Origin of the sequence: Streptomyces sp. NPDC003247, assembly GCF_042888135.1 — a bacterium.
Classification (GTDB): domain Bacteria; phylum Actinomycetota; class Actinomycetes; order Streptomycetales; family Streptomycetaceae; genus Streptomyces.
In genome coordinates this window covers 754,232-770,394 of the sequence record NZ_JBIAPF010000003.1, presented here as the reverse complement: position 1 = coordinate 770,394, position 16,163 = coordinate 754,232, and the positions used below count along the sequence as shown (strand labels likewise).

The following is a 16,163-nucleotide window of genomic DNA, read 5'->3' as shown; positions in this document are numbered from 1 at the left end:
GCCGAACCATGTCCCTCCCCCCGGCATACGACTACGACGTCGTCGTGGTCGGCAGCGGCCCCACGGGCTGCACCTACGTCCGCGAGGTGTTCGAACAGCACCCCACCGCCCGGATCCTCCTCGTCGAGGCCGGACCGCGGATCACCGACCCGCCCGGCGGCCATGTGAAGAACATCGCCGACGACACGCTGCGCGCCCGCGCCCAGCGGGCCTCCGAAGGCCCCTCGCCCGCCTCGCCCGGCCGCCCCGGCACCCGCCTCCTCGGCACCCCGGAGATGCCCGCCGCCGCCGTCTCCACCAACGTCGGCGGCATGGGCGCCCACTGGACCGCGGCCTGCCCGCGCCCCGGGGACGGCGAACGCATCCCCTTCGTCCCGGCCGACGAGATGGACCGCCACCTGACCCGGGCCGAACAGCTCCTGCACGTCAGCGCCCACGCCTTCGACACGGCGCCCTTCGCCGACGAGGTGCGGCGCCGCCTGGCCGGCCACTTCGACACCGACCGCCCCGCGTCCCGCCGCGTCGCCCCGATGCCCCTGGCCGTCACCACCCGCCCCGACGGCACGGGCGTCTGGAGCGGCACCGACGTCGTCCTCGGCCCCGCCGCCCACGACCCCCGCGTCGACATCGCCGACCGGTGCCTGTGCCTGCGCGTGCTGCACGACGGCGGCACCGTGACCGGCGTCGCCGTCCGCGACCTGGGGGACGGAGGGGAGGGACGGGAGGCGACGGTGACCGCACGGGCCGTCGTGGTCGCCGCGGACGCCCTGCGCACCCCGCAGATCCTGCACGCCTCGGGCATCCGCCCCGCCGCGCTCGGCCGCCACCTCAACGACCAGCCGCAGATCGTCCACGCCGTCCGGCTCCCCGACGACCTCGTGACCGCACACCGCGCCGTCACCGACCGCACCCGGCGGGACGACGGCGGGATCATCCCGCAGAGCGGCGTCAGCTGGGTCCCCTTCACCGACGACCGGCCCTTCCACGGGCAGGTCATGCAACTCGACGCCTCACCCGTCCCCCTCGCCGGGGACGCGCTCGTCGAACCGGGCAGCATCGTCGGACTCGGCTGGTTCTGCGCCAAGGACATCACCGCCGACGACCGCGTCACGTTCGACGACGGCGAACTGGACGCCTTCGGCATGCCGGCCCCCGTCATCCACTACCGCTACACCGACCGCGACCTCGCCACCATCGAGGCCGCCAAGAAGGCGGTCGCGGAGGCCGGAGCCACGCTCGGCATCCCCCTCGGCGAGGCCCCGATGCTCCTCCCCGCGGGCAGCTCGCTGCACTACCAGGGCACCACCCGCATGGGCCCGGCCGACGACGGCACCAGCGTCTGCGACACCCACAGCCGCGTCTGGGACACCGTCGGCCTCTGGGTGGCCGGCAACAACGTCATCCCGACCGCCACCGCCTGCAACCCCACCCTCACCTCGGTCGCCCTGGCCTCCCGGGGCGCCGGGGCACTGGTCCACCACCTGACGCACTGAGCGCCGGGTCTCTCCCTCCGCACAGACCGCGGGGCGACCCGCGCGCCACCCCGCCCGACCGTCGGGTGGCGGCTCCTCCGGGGGGCCGTGCGGGCGGGGAGGGACGCGCCCGCGTCTCCCGGCCTGCACCGACGTACGGGGCACGGGGCACGCCCGCGTTTCCGGCTCTCGCCGAGATCCGACGGCACGGTACGTGCCCGCGTCGGCGCCGCTCTCGCCGACGCGGCGAGGGCGTGCACGCCCTGCCCGCCCCCGCACCCGCCCCCGCACCCGCACCCGCCCCCGCACCGGTTCCGCTCCCGCCCCCGCTCCGCCCCCCGGTACAGCTCCGCCCCCACCAAAAGCACCGTGGCCTGCCCTACCCCCGTCGGGTCGGGGGTCGCGGAGCCGTGCCGGGGGCGCGTCGGCGACCATGGCAGGGACGGTCCGCACCGCCGGCTCGTCCTGACACCTGTTCGTCCGTTCGTCATCGAGCCAGCCGGAGACCGCCTCATGAGGATCTCGCAACGCGCCCGGGCCGTCGCCCCCTTCTACGCCATGGAGTTCGGCAAGCACGCCGCGGAGCTGGAGGCCCAGGGGCACCACGTCGTCAAGCTCAACCTGGGCGAACCCGACTTCGGCGCGCCCCCGGCCGTGCGGGAGGCGATGCGCGAGGCCATGGACGGCAGGCCCATGGCCTACACCGCCGCGCTCGGCCTGCCCGCCCTCCGGCAGGCGATCGCGGGGTTCTACGGCGACCGGCACGGAGTCGAGGTCGATCCGGCCCGGGTGGTCGTGACCGCCGGTGCCTCGGCCGCCCTGGTACTGGCCACCGCCGCCCTCGTCGACCAGGGCGACGAGGTGCTCATCGCCGACCCCTCGTACCCCTGCAACCGGCAGATCGTCGAGAGCTTCGGCGCCCGCGTCACCCTCGTGCCCACCACGGCCGGGACCCGCTACCAGCTGGACGCGGCCACCGTGCGCGCGCACTGGACGGACGCCACCCGAGGCCTCATGGTCGCCACCCCGTCCAACCCGACGGGCACCTCGGTCCCGGCCGGCGAACTGGCCGAGCTGTGCGGCCTGGCGCGCGAGCGCGACGCGTGGCGCCTCGTGGACGAGATCTACCTCGACCTCGGCGACCACGACGACCGGGGCAGGCCGCCGCGCACCGCGCTGACGCACGACCCCGACGCCGTCGTCGTCAACAGCTTCTCCAAGTACTTCGGCATGACCGGCTGGCGACTGGGCTGGTGCGTGGTCCCGGAGCCGCTCGTCCCGGCGATCGAACGCCTGGCCCAGAACTACTTCCTCTGCGCCTCCACCCCCGCGCAGCACGCCGCCCTGGCCTGTTTCACCCCCGAGTCGCTGGCCGTCTGCGAGGACCGCCGCGCCGCGTTCCTCCGGCGGCGCGCGATCGTCCTCGACGGCCTGGAGCGGGCCGGGCTGCCGGTCCCGGTCCCGCCCGACGGGGCGTTCTACGTGTACTTCGACGTCAGCGGCACCGGCCTCACCTCGTGGCAGTTCTGCGAGCGGGCGCTGCACGAGGCGCACGTCGCCCTCACCCCGGGCCGGGACTTCGGCGTGCGCACGGCGGACACCCATGTGCGCCTCTCGTACGCGGCGTCGGCCGACGAGCTCCGTGAGGGCCTCGCCCGGCTGGAGAAGTTCGTGGCATCGCTGCGGGGAAATGTCGCGGACCGTGTCGTTGTTGGGCCGAACGGGTGACTTGGCGTAAGAATTGGCTGGTGCAGGCATTGAGTGAGAGCGAGTCCGGGGGGTGCCGGTGAACCGTTACGACGTCACCGATGAACAGTGGGAGGGGCTTGCTCAGGTCGTTCCGTTGCGGGGCCGGGACGCCTGGCCGTCGTCGGTCGGCCACCGGGCCCTGCCGGACGCGGAGACGGCGGCCCGCCGACGTTTCGTCGTCCTCAGGGTCAACGTCTTCGCGGACGCCCGTGAGGTCGCCGAGACCCTCATGGCGGGCATCCCGGTCCTCCTCGACCTCACCGGCGCGGAGACCGAGGTGGCCAAACGCGTCCTGGACTTCTCCACGGGCGTCGTCTTCGGCCTGGCCAGCGGGATGCACCGGGTCGACCGCAACGTGTTCCTGCTGACCCCGCCGGGGACCGAGGTGAGCGGAATCATGCAGGGCGCCGGGGTGCCCGGCGTGTGAGGCGGCGCGCTCCGGCGCGTCCCTCCGCGGCGGCAGCGGTCGCCCGTTCGTAGGAAGCCCACGAGGGTGGAACGGTTCGCCGCGCGACGGGAGCCCTACGGTCCGCGTATGGCCCTCCCGTCCCCCTCCGCCACCCCGTCCACCACCCCCGCGGTCCTTCCCGTGCCGCGCCCCGCCCGCCCCGGTGTCACCGAGCTGCGGCTGTCCGCCTTCGCCGGGCACCGGGGGGCCGGGTTGCCGATCGGGGCGGTGACCCTGTTCGCCGGGCCCAGCGGCAGCGGCAAGACGACCGCGCTGCGGGCGTACGAGGCGCTGGCCCGGCTCGCCGCCGGGGCGCGGCTCGGTGAGGTGTTCCCGGATCCGGCCGCCTGTGTGCCGGAGGGGACGCGGCCCGACGGCCGGCGCCGGCGGGGCTTCCGCATCGGCTGCACGGCCGACGGTCCCGCGGGCCCGGTCCGGCTCGACCTCGCCGTCCAGGCCGAACCGGACCTGCGCGTGGTGGGGGAGCGGCTGAGCGTGGGCGGGCTCGTCCTGCTGGAGACGGCCCTGCGCGATCCGGGCCGGCGCACCGTGCAGGCCGCCTGGCACACCGCCGGTCCGTCGGAGGTCACCCGCGCCCCGCTGCCCGACGACCGCCTGGGCACCGCACTGCTCCCGCTGCGCGTGGCCGGCCGGACCGACGGGCAGCGCCGTGTCCTCGCCGCCGCCGAACAGATGCTGGTGGCCCTGCGTTCCGTCTTCGCCTGCGACCCGCGGCCCGAACGGATGCGCGCCCCCGTGCCCGCCGGCTCCGGGCGGCTGCTCGGCGGCTGCGACAACCTCGCCGACGTCGTCGGGCGCACCCGCGCGGAGTGCGCCCGGCGGCACGCGCAGCTCGTCGCCGCCGTCCGGGGCGGATGTGCCGGGCCGGTGACCGACGTGCGGGCCGAACCCCTCGGCGACGGCACGGTCCGCGCCGTGCTCGACCGCGGTACCGCCCGGCGTACCGAGCTGGCCCGCCTCGGCGACGGCGAACTGCGCTATCTGGCGCTCGCCCTGGTGCTGCTGACCGGCCCCGGCGTGCTGGACGTGGACCCGCCCGGCGAGGTGCCCGACGCGATGCGCGCCCTCACCGTCCTCGCCGACGGCTTCGACCGCGCGCTGGACGTACGCCAGCGCCGGGAGCTGCTGCGGCTCGCGGTCCGCACGGGCCGGCGCGGGCACCTCCGCTGCGTGGGGGCGGTGAGCGACGCCTCCTGGGCCGCCGGGACCGACGGCGTCACGGTGGTACACCTTGACCCGTGACAGAACACCTCGACGTGGCGAAGTTGCAGCGCAGGCTGGCCGAGTTCGCGGCCGCGCGGAACTGGCAGCCGTTCCACACCCCGAAGAACCTCGCCTCCGCGCTCAGCGTGGAGGCCTCCGAACTGGTCGAGATCTTCCAGTGGCTGACGCCGGAGGAGTCGGCCCGGGTGATGGACGACCCGGACAGCGCGCACCGGGTGACGGACGAGATCGCCGACGTCCTCGCGTATCTGCTGCAACTGTGCGAGGTGCTCGGGGTCGACCCCCTCGTGGCGCTGGACGCGAAGATCGACCGCAACGAGGGCAGGTTCCCGGCACCGTGAGGCGGGGCCGGGCCGCCCGCCGGCACCACGGGAACACGATCATCCGCTCTCACTCTCCGGAGTTGTTCGGGCGATCGAAACCGATTTGTTGTCCACAGATTTCCGTCTTCCTCTGGCTTTTCGCCCCACAGGCCCTCACTCTGGGTAGTGGACACATGAGTTCGGGTGACGGACGTGCGCGGAGCACGTCGGGACGGACGGGGGCGGCGCATGGACGCGGTGCGGCTCATCCTGACGAGCAGGCGCGCTCTCGCGCGCAGCGACGACGGGCCTCGGACCCTGACGGAGGTGTGGCAGGCGCAGGCCCTGGCCCAGGCGATCGGCAGCCGCCTGGCCGTCTCCGGGCCGCCCGAACTGCGCGGTGAGGCACTGGGGTTGACCGAGCTGGCGGGCCGGGGCTGCGGGGTGCTGGACGCGCCGGTCCTGGACCCCGGGGACCTGCTGGCCGCCCAGCTCACCGAGTTGGACGACGCCCGCGAGGCGCTGCTCTGCCTCGGCGGCCTGCTCGGCGAGGTCGGCATCGCGCTCGTCGGCCTCGCCAGCGCGGCGGACGGAGAGGGCACGTACTGGCAGTGCATGGAGGCCATCGACGCGGCGGACGAGGCACGGGACCGGGTCAGGGAGATGCTGCGGAAACTGGCGGCGCGGGAGGGGGCGCTGCCGGAGCGGTGACGCCCCGCCCGGGCGCGGGCTGGCCGGGCGGGGGACCGGCGTGGGCGACGGGTGGTCCGGAGCGCAGGACGGGACCGGTGGGGGCGACGGGTGGTCCGGAGCGCAGGACGGGACCGGTGGGGGCGACGGGTGGTCCGGAGTGCAGGATGGGGGCATGGACCTCCGCATCTTCACCGAGCCCCAGCAGGGGGCGACGTACGACACCCTCCTCACCGTGGCGAAGGCCACCGAGGAGCTCGGCTTCGACGCCTTCTTCCGCTCCGACCACTACCTCAAGATGGGCGACGTGGACGGCCTGCCCGGCCCCACCGACGCCTGGATCACCCTCGCCGGCCTCGCCCGGGAGACCAAGCGCATCCGCCTCGGCACGCTGATGACCGCCGCCACCTTCCGGCTGCCCGGCGTCCTCGCGATCCAGGTCGCGCAGGTGGACCAGATGTCCGGCGGCCGCGTCGAGCTCGGCCTGGGCGCGGGCTGGTTCGGGGAGGAGCACACGGCGTACGGCATCCCCTTCCCGAAGGAGAAGTTCGGCCGCCTGGAGGAGCAGCTGGAGATCGTCACCGGCCTGTGGGGCACGGAGACCGGCAAGACCTTCGACTTCCAGGGCACCTACTACGAGCTGAAGGGCTCGCCCGCGCTGCCCAAGCCCGCCCAGGCGAGGATCCCGGTGCTGATCGGCGGTCACGGCGCGAGCCGCACGCCCCGTCTGGCGGCACGGTACGCCGACGAGTTCAACATGCCGTTCAGCTCGGTCGAGGACACCGAGCGGCAGTTCGGCCGGGTCCGGGCCGCCGCCGAGGCGGCCGGCCGCCCGGCCGACGCGATCACCTACTCCAACGCCCTGGTGGTCTGCGTCGGCAAGGACGACCAGGAGGTCGCCCGCCGCGCCGCCGCGATCGGCCGTGAGGTCGACGAGCTGAAGGAGAACGGCCTGGCGGGCACCCCGGGCGAGGTCGTCGACAAGATCGGCCGTTACGCCGAGGTCGGCTCCCGGCGCATCTACCTCCAGGTCCTGGACCTGCACGACCTGGACCACCTGGAGCTGATCTCCGCCCAGGTGCAGTCGCAGCTGTCGTGACGCCCGGTTCCGACGGGCCGGACATCGTTGTCCGGCCCGTCGGACGAGCCCCCCCGCCGGGAACCACCCGGCCCGTCACCTCGGCACCGGAAAGCTCGGGGTCGGACCCTGGAAGCGGGCGACCGGGCAGCGCGGAAAATCCCGGGTGCTCCCGCGCCCTTTCTCGGTACGTTGACGGTGTGCGCGGGCACACCACCAGCGCATTCGCGTCCCCCGACCCCTTCCTCCGCCCCCTTCGAACCTTCCGTCCGGCCCCTTCCGAGCCCTTTCGAGGCAGCCCACCGTGTTCCTGACCGTCACCACCACCGGCACCCCCGAACGCCCCGCCACCGACCTGGGCTTCCTGCTGCACAAGCATCCCGACCGGGCGCAGGCGTTCTCCACCTCCTACGGCACGGCGCACGTCCTCTACCCCGAGGCGGACACCGAGCGCTGCACGGCGGCGCTGCTGCTGGAGGTGGATCCCGTGGCGCTGGTCCGGCGCGGCAAGGGAAAGGGCCGCGGCGGCGCACCCGACGCCGCCCTCGCGCAGTACGTCAACGACCGCCCGTACGCGGCCTCCTCGCTGCTCGCGGTCGCGCTCAGCGGCGTGTTCTCCAGCGCGATGCGCGGAGTCTGCGCCGCCCGGCCCGAACTGCCCGACCGGGCGCTCCCCCTGCGCGTCGAGGTGCCCGCGCTGCCCGCCCGCGGCGGCCCCGGCCTCGTACGGCGTCTCTTCGAGCCGCTCGGCTGGACGGTGACCGCCGAACCGGTCGCGCTGGACACGCGGTTCCCGGAGTGGGGCGACTCGCGGTACGTCCGTCTCGTGCTGGAGTCCGAGGCGCTGACGCTCGCCGCGGCCCTGCGCCACCTGTACGTGCTGCTGCCCGTGCTCGACGACGCCAAGCACTACTGGGTCGCCCCCGACGAGGTCGACAAGCTGCTGCGCGCCGGTGAGGGCTGGCTGCCCGGCCACCCCGAGCAGAACCTGATCACCAGCCGCTATCTGTCGCGCCGCTGGTCGCTGACCCGGCAGGCGAGGGAGCGGCTGGAGCTGGTGCGGCTCGCCGAGGCCGACGACACCGAGGTCGAGGAGATCGACAACGCGGTCGCGGCGGAGGCGGAGACGGAGGAACGGCCGACCCCGCTCGCGGTGCGGCGCCGGGACGCGATCGTCGCGGCGCTCCAGGAGGCCGGAGCCGCCCGGGTGCTCGACCTCGGCTGCGGCCAGGGCCAGTTGGTGCAGGCGCTGCTGAAGGACGCCCGGTTCACGGAGATCGTCGGCCTCGACGTGTCGATGCGCGCGCTCGCCATCGCCTCCCGCCGGCTGAGGCTGGACCGCATGGGCGAGCGCCAGGCCTCCCGCGTCACCCTCCGCCAGGGCTCCCTCGCCTACACCGACGACGGGCTCAAGGGATACGACGCCGCCGTGCTCAGTGAGGTGATCGAGCACGTCGACCTGCCCAGGCTGCCCGCCCTGGAGTACGCGGTGTTCGGAGCGGCCCGTCCGCGCACGGTCCTGGTGACCACCCCGAACGTCGAGTACAACGTCCGCTGGGAGACCCTCCCGGCCGGCCACGTCCGGCACGGCGACCACCGCTTCGAGTGGACCCGCGAGGAGTTCCGGACCTGGGCGGAGACCGTCGCCGCGCGGCACGGCTACGACGTGCGCCTCGCGCCCGTCGGACCGGACGACCCCGAGGTGGGACCGCCGACCCAGATGGCCGTGTTCACCCTGAGCACCCCGAACGACACGCCGGGCCCGAAGCACACGCAGGACCCGAAGCACACGCAGGCCCCGGACGACACACCGGCCCACAAGGGCACACCCGCGCAGACCGGCACCCCGAACGAGAAGAAGGAGGCGGAGGCGGCATGACCGAGACCCCGGCCACCACCCCGCGGCAGGGCCGCGTCCTGCCCGTCACCGACCTCTCCCTCGTCGTGCTGATCGGCGCCTCCGGCTCGGGCAAGTCCACCTTCGCCCGCCGGCACTTCCGGCCCACCGAGGTCATCTCCTCCGACTTCTGCCGCGGTCTGGTCTCCGACGACGAGAACGACCAGAGCGCCACCCGGGACGCCTTCGACGTCCTGCACTACATCGCGGGCAAGCGGCTCGCGGCCGGCCGGCGCACCGTCGTCGACGCCACCAGCGTGCAGCAGGACGCCCGCCGCCAGCTGATCGACCTGGCCAAGCGGTACGACGTGCTGCCCATAGCGATCGTGCTGGACGTGCCGGAGCAGGTGTGCGCCGAGCGCAACGCGGCCCGCGCCGACCGCGCCGACATGCCGCGCCGGGTCGTCCAGCGCCACACCCGCGAACTCCGCAGATCCCTGCGGAGCCTGGAGCGCGAGGGCTTCCGCAAGGTGCACGTGCTGCGGGGCGTGGAGGAGATCGAGCACGCCACCGTCGTCACCGAGAAGCGCTTCAACGACCTGACCCACCTCACCGGCCCCTTCGACATCATCGGCGACATCCACGGCTGCGCCGCCGAACTGGAGGCGCTGCTCGGCAAGCTGGGGTACGCCGACGGCGTGCACCCGGACGGCCGGCAGGCCGTCTTCGTCGGCGACCTCGTCGACCGCGGCCCCGACAGCCCCGGCGTGCTGCGCCGCGTGATGGCGATGGTCGCGTCGGGCAACGCCCTCTGCGTCCCCGGCAACCACGAGAACAAGTACGGCCGCCACCTGCGCGGCCGCGCGGTGCAGCCCACCCACGGCCTGGCCGAGACCATCGAGCAGATGGCGGGGGAGAGCGAGGAGTTCCGCGCCGAGGTGCGGGAGTTCATCGACGGACTGGTCAGCCACTACGTCCTCGACGGCGGCCGGCTCGTCGTCTGCCACGCCGGCCTGCCGGAGAAGTACCACGGCCGCACCTCCGGCCGCGTCCGCTCGCACGCCCTGTACGGCGACACCACCGGCGAGACCGACGAGTTCGGCCTGCCGGTGCGCTACCCGTGGGCGGAGGACTACCGGGGCCGGGCGGCCGTGGTCTACGGCCACACCCCCGTTCCGGAGGCGACCTGGCTGAACAACACCATCTGCCTGGACACCGGCGCCGTCTTCGGCGGCAAGCTGACCGCGCTGCGCTGGCCGGAGCGGGAACTGGTCGACGTACCGGCCGAGCGGGTCTGGTACGAGCCGGCCAGGCCGCTGCGATCGGAGGCGCCCGGCGGGCACGACGGACGCCCGCTGGCGCTGTCGGACGTGCACGGGCGGCGGGTCGTCGAGACCCGGCACCAGGGCCGGATCTCGATCCGCGAGGAGAACGCGGCGGCGGCCCTGGAGGTCATGAGCCGCTTCGCCGTCGACCCGCGTCTGCTGCCCTACCTCCCGCCGACCATGGCGCCGACGGCCACCAGCCGGGTGGACGGGTACCTGGAGCACCCGGCGGAGGCGTTCGCACAGTACGCCGAGGACGGGGTCGCGCGGGTCGTGTGCGAGGAGAAGCACATGGGCTCGCGGGCGGTGGCGCTGGTGTGCCGGGACGCGGAGGCGGCCCGCAGGCGGTTCGGCGTCGACGGGCCGACCGGCTCGCTGTACACGCGCACCGGCCGCCCGTTCTTCGATGACGCGTCGGTGTCGGAGCTGATCCTCGACCGTGTCCGCACGGCGGTCGGCGAGGCCGGACTGTGGGACGGGCTCGACACCGACTGGCTGCTGCTGGACGCCGAGTTGATGCCGTGGTCGCTGAAGGCGGCCGGGCTGCTGCGCTCGCAGTACGCGGCCGTGGGCGCCGCCTCGGGAGCCGTCTTCCCGGGCGCCCTCGCCGCACTGGAGGGCGCCGTCGCCCGCGGGGTGGACGTCGCCGGCCTCCTGGCCCGCCAGCGCGAACGGGCCGCCGACGCGGCCGCGTTCACCGAGGCCTACCGGCGCTACTGCTGGACCACGGACGGCCTCGACGGCGTCCGCCTGGCACCGTTCCAGATCCTCGCCGTCCAGGGCCGCAGCCTTGCCGGCCTGCCCCACGACGAGCAACTCGCGCTCTTGGACCGGATGGTGGAACACGACGGCACCGGGCTCCTCCGGACGACGCGGCGCCTGTACGTCGACACCGCGGACCCCGAGTCGGTGCGGGCCGGCGTCGACTGGTGGCTGGAGATGACGGGCCGCGGCGGCGAGGGCATGGTCGTCAAGCCGCTCGGCGCCGTGGTCCGCGGCGACCAGGGCCGCCTGCTCCAGCCGGGCATCAAGTGCCGGGGCCGCGAGTACCTCCGCATCGTCTACGGCCCCGAGTACACCCGCCCCGACAACCTCGCCCGCCTGCGGCAGCGCTTCCTGAACCACAAGCGCTCCCTCGCGATCCGCGAGTACGCCCTCGGCCTGGAGGCCCTGGACCGCCTGGCCGAGGGCGAGCCCCTGTGGCGCGTCCACGAGGCGGTGTTCGGCGTCCTGGCCCTGGAATCGGAACCGGTCGACCCAAGACTGTGACCCACCGGTCCCCGGGCCCGCCGCCCCGCCGGTGTCGCCGAGGCCGACGCGGTCGACAAGGCCGACGCGGCCGGTGCCGCCCGGGGCGTCGGTCCTCAGCCCACCAGCCGTATCCTCAGCCCACCAGCCGTATCCTCAGCCCACCAGCCGCAGGCGCCGCTCGCACACGCCCACCCGGACCGTCTGGCCCCAGGTCAGTTCCAGGGCGTCGGTCTCCACGCCGTCCCCGAAGGCGATCAGGCGTTCGGACTCGACGGTGAGGCGGAGGCGGGCCGACGGGGCGAGTTCCCCGGCCACCAGGGACGTTCCGGTGGCCGGGGACGGCCAGGCCTCGCGGACGAACCACAGCAGGCGTTCGTCCGTGGGCGCGGGCAGGCGCAGCCCGCCGCCCCGCTCCCGCCACACCGACCGGAGCCACCCGGTCGCCCCCGTGCCGGTCCCCACCAGCACTCCGGAGGAGGCCTGGGCCTCGACGACACCCCCGTCGTCCTCGAGGCCCAGGCGGTATCGGGCGGTCTGGTGTCCGGCCGCGCCGAGGTAGATCTCGTTCAGGGCCACCAGCCGCTGCGTGTCGTCGGCGACGGCCTCGACCATGGTCAGCTCGTCCACCCGCGGGCCGGCCGCCGCGAGCGCGGACGGCAGGAGCGCGACGGCGTCCCGCGCCCGGTGGCGGACCAGCACGCCGGGGTTGCGCCCGGGGTCGGTGTCGATGCCCACCACCGGCTGCCCGGTCAGGTACTTGGCGGCGTTCGCCACCAGCCCGTCCTGGCCGACCACGACCACCACGTCCTCGGGCGCGAACAGGAAGCGGTCCAGGTCGGCCCGCTCCACCCGGGTCTGACGCCATGTCAGCGGGATGGCGGCGGTCACCTCGGCCAGCGCCCGCCGGGTGCCGCGGTGCCGTTCGGCCACCTCCTCGATGTCCCGGCCGCGCGAGGCGAGGAAGAAGGCGGCCTGGCCGTGCGTGCCGTGCCGGGCCACCAGTTCCTCGTACTCCGTGGTGCGGTGGACGAGCACGGCCCGCGGGGCCAGGCTCACTCCCGGCCCCCGGCCCCGAGCCTGGCCAGCAGCCCGGTCAGCACGTCCGGCGAGACGGTCACGCTGTCGATGCGCGGCAGGTTCTCCGCGAGCCGGGTCCCGGTGAGGGCGTGCAGCGTCGCCACGTCGACGTCGGCGTGCACCCGCAGCCACGCCGCCTGGGCCTGCGCCCGCGCCTCGCCCACCTCGCGCGCGGCCTCCGCCTCCGCGCGGGCGAGCCGTACAGCGCGGGCCGCCTCCGACTCGGCCAGCCGCTCCGTGCGCCGGGCCTCGGCGTCGCCCAGCCGCACCTGCTTGTCGGCCTCGGCCTCGGCCAGCTTCACGGCCCGGGAGGCCTCCGCCTCCGCGAGTTTCACGGCCCGCGCCGCCTCCGCCTCGGCGAGTTTCACCGAGCGCGCGGCCTCCGCCTCCGCCAGCCGCACGGTACGGGACGCCTCCGCGTCCGCCCGGACCTTGTCCGCGGCCGCGCTCTCCTCCGCCTCCCGCCGGGTGTTGGTGCCGCGCTGCTCGACCAACTGCTCCTCGCGCCGGGCGAGTTCGATCCTGCTGGCGAGCTCGTTCTCGGCGATGGTCCGCTCCCGCTCGACGGCCACCGCCCGCCGCTCGTACGTCGCCCGGTCGGCCTCCTGCTGGATCTGCTCGCGGGCCGGGGTGCGCAGCGCCCGCTCCACCTCGGGCTCCGGCCGCAGCGCGACGACCCGCACGGCGACCACCTCGATGCCCGTGGCCGGCAGCCGGGGCTCGGCCGCCAGACCCGCCGCGACGCGTTCCCGCACCGACGCCACCCCGTCCACCAGCGCCGCCGACAGCGGCGTACGGGCGAGGACGTCCAGCGCGTGCTGCTGGGCCGTCTCCGTCAGCAGGGTGCCGAGCTGCTCCAGGGGCGCGCCGCGCCAGCCGCCGGTGTCCGGGTCGATGGAGAAGTCGAGGCGGGCGGCGGCGACGGCGGGGTCGCTGATGCGGTAGGTCACCGTCGCCTGCACGGCCACGTCCTGGAAGTCCGCGGTGCGGGCGTGGAAGGTCATCGCCAGTTCCCGGTCGTCGACCGGCACTTCGGAGAGCGCGGCGGTCAGCGAGCGGTACCAGAAGCTGAGGCCCGGCCCGTCGTGCGCGAGCTTGCCGGAGCGGTGGTGCCGGATGTGGGCCGTCGGGGCGCCCCGCAGGTGGCGCCAGCCCAGGCGCCGGGTGATGTCGGCCATGAAAGAGGTCCCCCCTGGACGTCGTGGATCGCACCATATTTCGTCAGTGCGACGATAACGGGAGGGGCTGCTTGTCGTCAAGGGGACGAAAAGTGGCGGGAGTGAGCGGATCCGCGGGGAATCGGGGCCGACAGGGGGTGAAGGCGGTCCGCGACGGCCAGGATGAGGTCATGGGATTCCATGTCGACTCCGAGGCCGGGCGGCTGCGCCGCGTCATCCTGCACCGGCCCGATCTCGAGCTCAAAAGGCTCACCCCCAGCAACAAGGACGCCCTGCTCTTCGACGACGTGCTCTGGGTGCGCCGGGCGCGCGCCGAGCACGACGGCTTCGCGGACGTGCTGCGCGACCGCGGCGTCGTCGTCCACCTCTTCGGCGATCTGCTCACCGAGGCCCTGGAGATCCCGGCGGCCCGAGAGCTCGTCCTGGACCGGGTCTTCGACGAGAAGGAGTACGGGGTGCTCGCCACCGACCACCTCCGCGCCGCCTTCGAGAACCTCCCCGCGCCCGCCCTCGCGGAACTCCTCGTCGGCGGCATCACCAAGCGGGAGTTCCTGGAGGCGCACCCCGAACCGACCTCGGTCCGCTTCCACGTCATGGAACTCGACGACTTCCTCCTCGGTCCGCTGCCCAACCACCTCTTCACCCGCGACACCTCCGCCTGGATCTACGACGGCGTCTCCATCAACGCGATGCGCTGGCCCGCCCGGCAGCGCGAGACGGTCCACTTCGAGGCGATCTACCGCCACCACCCCCTCTTCCGTGACGAGACGTTCCACCTCTGGTCCGAGGGGCAGGCCGACTACCCCTCCACCATCGAGGGCGGGGACGTGCTCGTCATCGGCGACGGCGCCGTCCTGATCGGCATGAGCGAGCGCACGACCCCCCAGGCCGTCGAGATGCTCGCCCACAAGCTGTTCGCCGCGGGCTCGGCCGAGACCATCGTGGCCCTGGACATGCCGAAGCGGCGCGCGTTCATGCACCTGGACACCCTGATGACGATGGTCGACGGGGACACCTTCACCCAGTACGCGGGCCTCGGCATGCTCCGCTCGTACACCATCGAGCCGGGCGTCGGCGAGAAGGAGCTGAAGGTCACCGACCATCCGCCGGAGCACATGCACCGCGCGATCGCCGCCGCGCTCGGCCTCAGCGAGATCCGGGTGCTGACCGCGACCCAGGACGTGCACGCCGCCGAGCGCGAGCAGTGGGACGACGGCTGCAACGTCCTGGCCGTCGAACCGGGCGTCGTCGTCGCCTACGAACGCAACGCCACCACCAACACCCACCTGCGCAAACAGGGCATCGAGGTGATCGAGATCCCGGGCAGCGAACTGGGGCGGGGGAGGGGAGGACCGCGCTGCATGAGCTGTCCGGTCGAGCGGGTGGCCGTATAGGTGTTCGGGCGGGGGCGGTATGGGGCTCTGTATATAAATGCTGAGCGTCGTATAGACTTCCAAGGGTCCCTGTCACTGCACCTCATGCACCGCACCTCTGGAGCGCCCCATGGCGACAGTCCCGACCGCCCTCGCCGGCCGCCACTTCCTCAAGGAGCTGGACTTCAACCAGGAGGAGTTCCGCGGCCTGATCGAGCTGGCCGCCGAACTGAAGGCCGCGAAGAAGGCCGGGACCGAGGTCCAGCACCTGCGCGGCAAGAACATCGCCCTCGTCTTCGAGAAGACCTCCACCCGCACCCGCTGCGCGTTCGAGGTGGCCGCCGCCGACCAGGGCGCCTCCACCACCTACCTCGACCCCGTGGGCTCCCAGATCGGCCACAAGGAGTCGGTGAAGGACACCGCGCGGGTCCTCGGCCGGATGTTCGACGGCATCGAGTACCGCGGCGACAGCCAGCACAAGGTCGAGGAGCTGGCCGCCCACGCGGGCGTGCCCGTCTTCAACGGCCTCACCGACGACTGGCACCCCACGCAGATGCTCGCCGACGTGCTGACGATGACCGAGCACTGCGCCAAGCCGCTGTCCGACACGGCCTTCGCCTACCTCGGCGACGCCCGCTTCAACATGGGCAACTCCTACCTGATCACCGGCGCCCTGCTCGGCATGGACGTGCGGATCGTCGCCCCCAAGAGCTACTGGCCCGCCCAGGAGATCGTCGACCGGGCCCATGAGCTCGCCGCGGCCACGGGCGCCCGCGTCACCCTCACCGAGTCACTGGAGGAGGGCGTGCGCGGCGCCGACTTCGTGGCCACCGACGTGTGGGTGTCGATGGGCGAGCCCAAGGAGGTCTGGGACGAGCGGATCGCCGCCCTCGCCCCGTACGCGGTGACGATGGACGTGCTGCGCGCCACCGGCAACCCGGACGTGAAGTTCCTGCACTGTCTGCCGGCCTTCCACGACCTGGGCACCAAGGTCGGCCGCGAGATCCACGAGAGCCACGGCCTGGACTCCCTGGAGGTGACGGACGAGGTCTTCGAGTCGGCCCACTCGGTCGTCTTCGACGAGGCGGAGAACCGGCTGCACACCATCAAGGCCGTCCTCGTGGCGACCCTGGCCTGA

General features: G+C 73.9%; 13 protein-coding genes. 11 read left to right on the top strand and 2 right to left on the bottom strand.

Annotation, left to right across the window (positions count from 1 at the left end; translation table 11 throughout):
* Positions 1-8 precede the first annotated feature (8 nt).
* From ACFYWQ_RS12725 to ACFYWQ_RS12685, 9 genes are all read left to right on the top strand, one after another.
* Positions 9-1,493, top strand: a complete 1,485-nt coding sequence (locus ACFYWQ_RS12725; RefSeq protein ID WP_389515586.1) for a GMC oxidoreductase — start codon at positions 9-11, stop codon at positions 1,491-1,493.
* A gap of 492 nt (positions 1,494-1,985) precedes the next feature.
* Positions 1,986-3,200, top strand: coding sequence for a pyridoxal phosphate-dependent aminotransferase (locus tag ACFYWQ_RS12720; protein ID WP_389515584.1), 1,215 nt, complete (start codon positions 1,986-1,988; stop codon positions 3,198-3,200).
* Between the two features lie 52 nt (positions 3,201-3,252).
* On the top strand, positions 3,253-3,648 hold the full coding sequence (locus ACFYWQ_RS12715) for a cell division protein SepF (protein WP_389515582.1): 396 nt from the start codon (positions 3,253-3,255) through the stop codon (positions 3,646-3,648).
* A 108-nt stretch (positions 3,649-3,756) separates the two neighbouring features.
* Positions 3,757-4,932: an ATP-binding protein gene (locus ACFYWQ_RS12710; RefSeq protein WP_389515580.1), complete on the top strand. Its 1,176-nt coding sequence runs from the start codon at positions 3,757-3,759 to the stop codon at positions 4,930-4,932.
* Positions 4,929-5,255, top strand: coding sequence for a nucleotide pyrophosphohydrolase (locus tag ACFYWQ_RS12705; protein ID WP_389515578.1), 327 nt, complete (start codon positions 4,929-4,931; stop codon positions 5,253-5,255). Before ACFYWQ_RS12710 ends, ACFYWQ_RS12705 begins: the two co-directional genes overlap by 4 nt.
* A gap of 210 nt (positions 5,256-5,465) precedes the next feature.
* Positions 5,466-5,927, top strand: a complete 462-nt coding sequence (locus tag ACFYWQ_RS12700) for a DUF6099 family protein (protein ID WP_389515949.1) — start codon at positions 5,466-5,468, stop codon at positions 5,925-5,927.
* 154 nt (positions 5,928-6,081) lie between these two features.
* The gene (locus ACFYWQ_RS12695) at positions 6,082-7,005 is read left to right on the top strand and encodes an LLM class F420-dependent oxidoreductase (RefSeq protein ID WP_389515575.1); all 924 of its coding nucleotides are present in this window, start codon (positions 6,082-6,084) and stop codon (positions 7,003-7,005) included.
* A 283-nt stretch (positions 7,006-7,288) separates the two neighbouring features.
* Positions 7,289-8,863 carry a 3' terminal RNA ribose 2'-O-methyltransferase Hen1 gene (locus tag ACFYWQ_RS12690; RefSeq protein WP_389515573.1) on the top strand — a complete coding sequence of 525 codons (1,575 nt, stop codon included), beginning with the start codon at positions 7,289-7,291 and terminating at the stop codon, positions 8,861-8,863.
* A complete protein-coding gene (locus tag ACFYWQ_RS12685; protein WP_389515570.1) occupies positions 8,860-11,415 on the top strand; it encodes a polynucleotide kinase-phosphatase in 2,556 nt (851 codons plus the stop codon). Before ACFYWQ_RS12690 ends, ACFYWQ_RS12685 begins: the two co-directional genes overlap by 4 nt.
* Positions 11,416-11,550: 135 nt before the next feature.
* Here ACFYWQ_RS12685 and ACFYWQ_RS12680 read toward each other — a convergent pair whose 3' ends face one another.
* Together ACFYWQ_RS12680 and ACFYWQ_RS12675 are read right to left on the bottom strand one after the other, a co-directional pair.
* Complete coding sequence (locus ACFYWQ_RS12680; RefSeq protein WP_389515568.1) at positions 11,551-12,453, bottom strand: hypothetical protein; 903 nt, start codon at positions 12,451-12,453, stop codon at positions 11,551-11,553.
* Complete coding sequence (locus ACFYWQ_RS12675; RefSeq protein ID WP_389515566.1) at positions 12,450-13,652, bottom strand: SPFH domain-containing protein; 1,203 nt, start codon at positions 13,650-13,652, stop codon at positions 12,450-12,452. The genes ACFYWQ_RS12680 and ACFYWQ_RS12675 overlap by 4 nt, the downstream gene beginning before the upstream one ends.
* 170 nt (positions 13,653-13,822) lie before the next feature.
* On the opposite strand from ACFYWQ_RS12675, the gene ACFYWQ_RS12670 reads away from it, so the two are divergent.
* Both ACFYWQ_RS12670 and argF read left to right on the top strand, forming a co-directional pair.
* On the top strand, positions 13,823-15,046 hold the full coding sequence (locus ACFYWQ_RS12670) for an arginine deiminase (protein WP_389515565.1): 1,224 nt from the start codon (positions 13,823-13,825) through the stop codon (positions 15,044-15,046).
* A 109-nt stretch (positions 15,047-15,155) separates the two neighbouring features.
* A complete protein-coding gene (gene argF, locus ACFYWQ_RS12665) occupies positions 15,156-16,163 on the top strand; it encodes an ornithine carbamoyltransferase (protein WP_389515563.1) in 1,008 nt (335 codons plus the stop codon).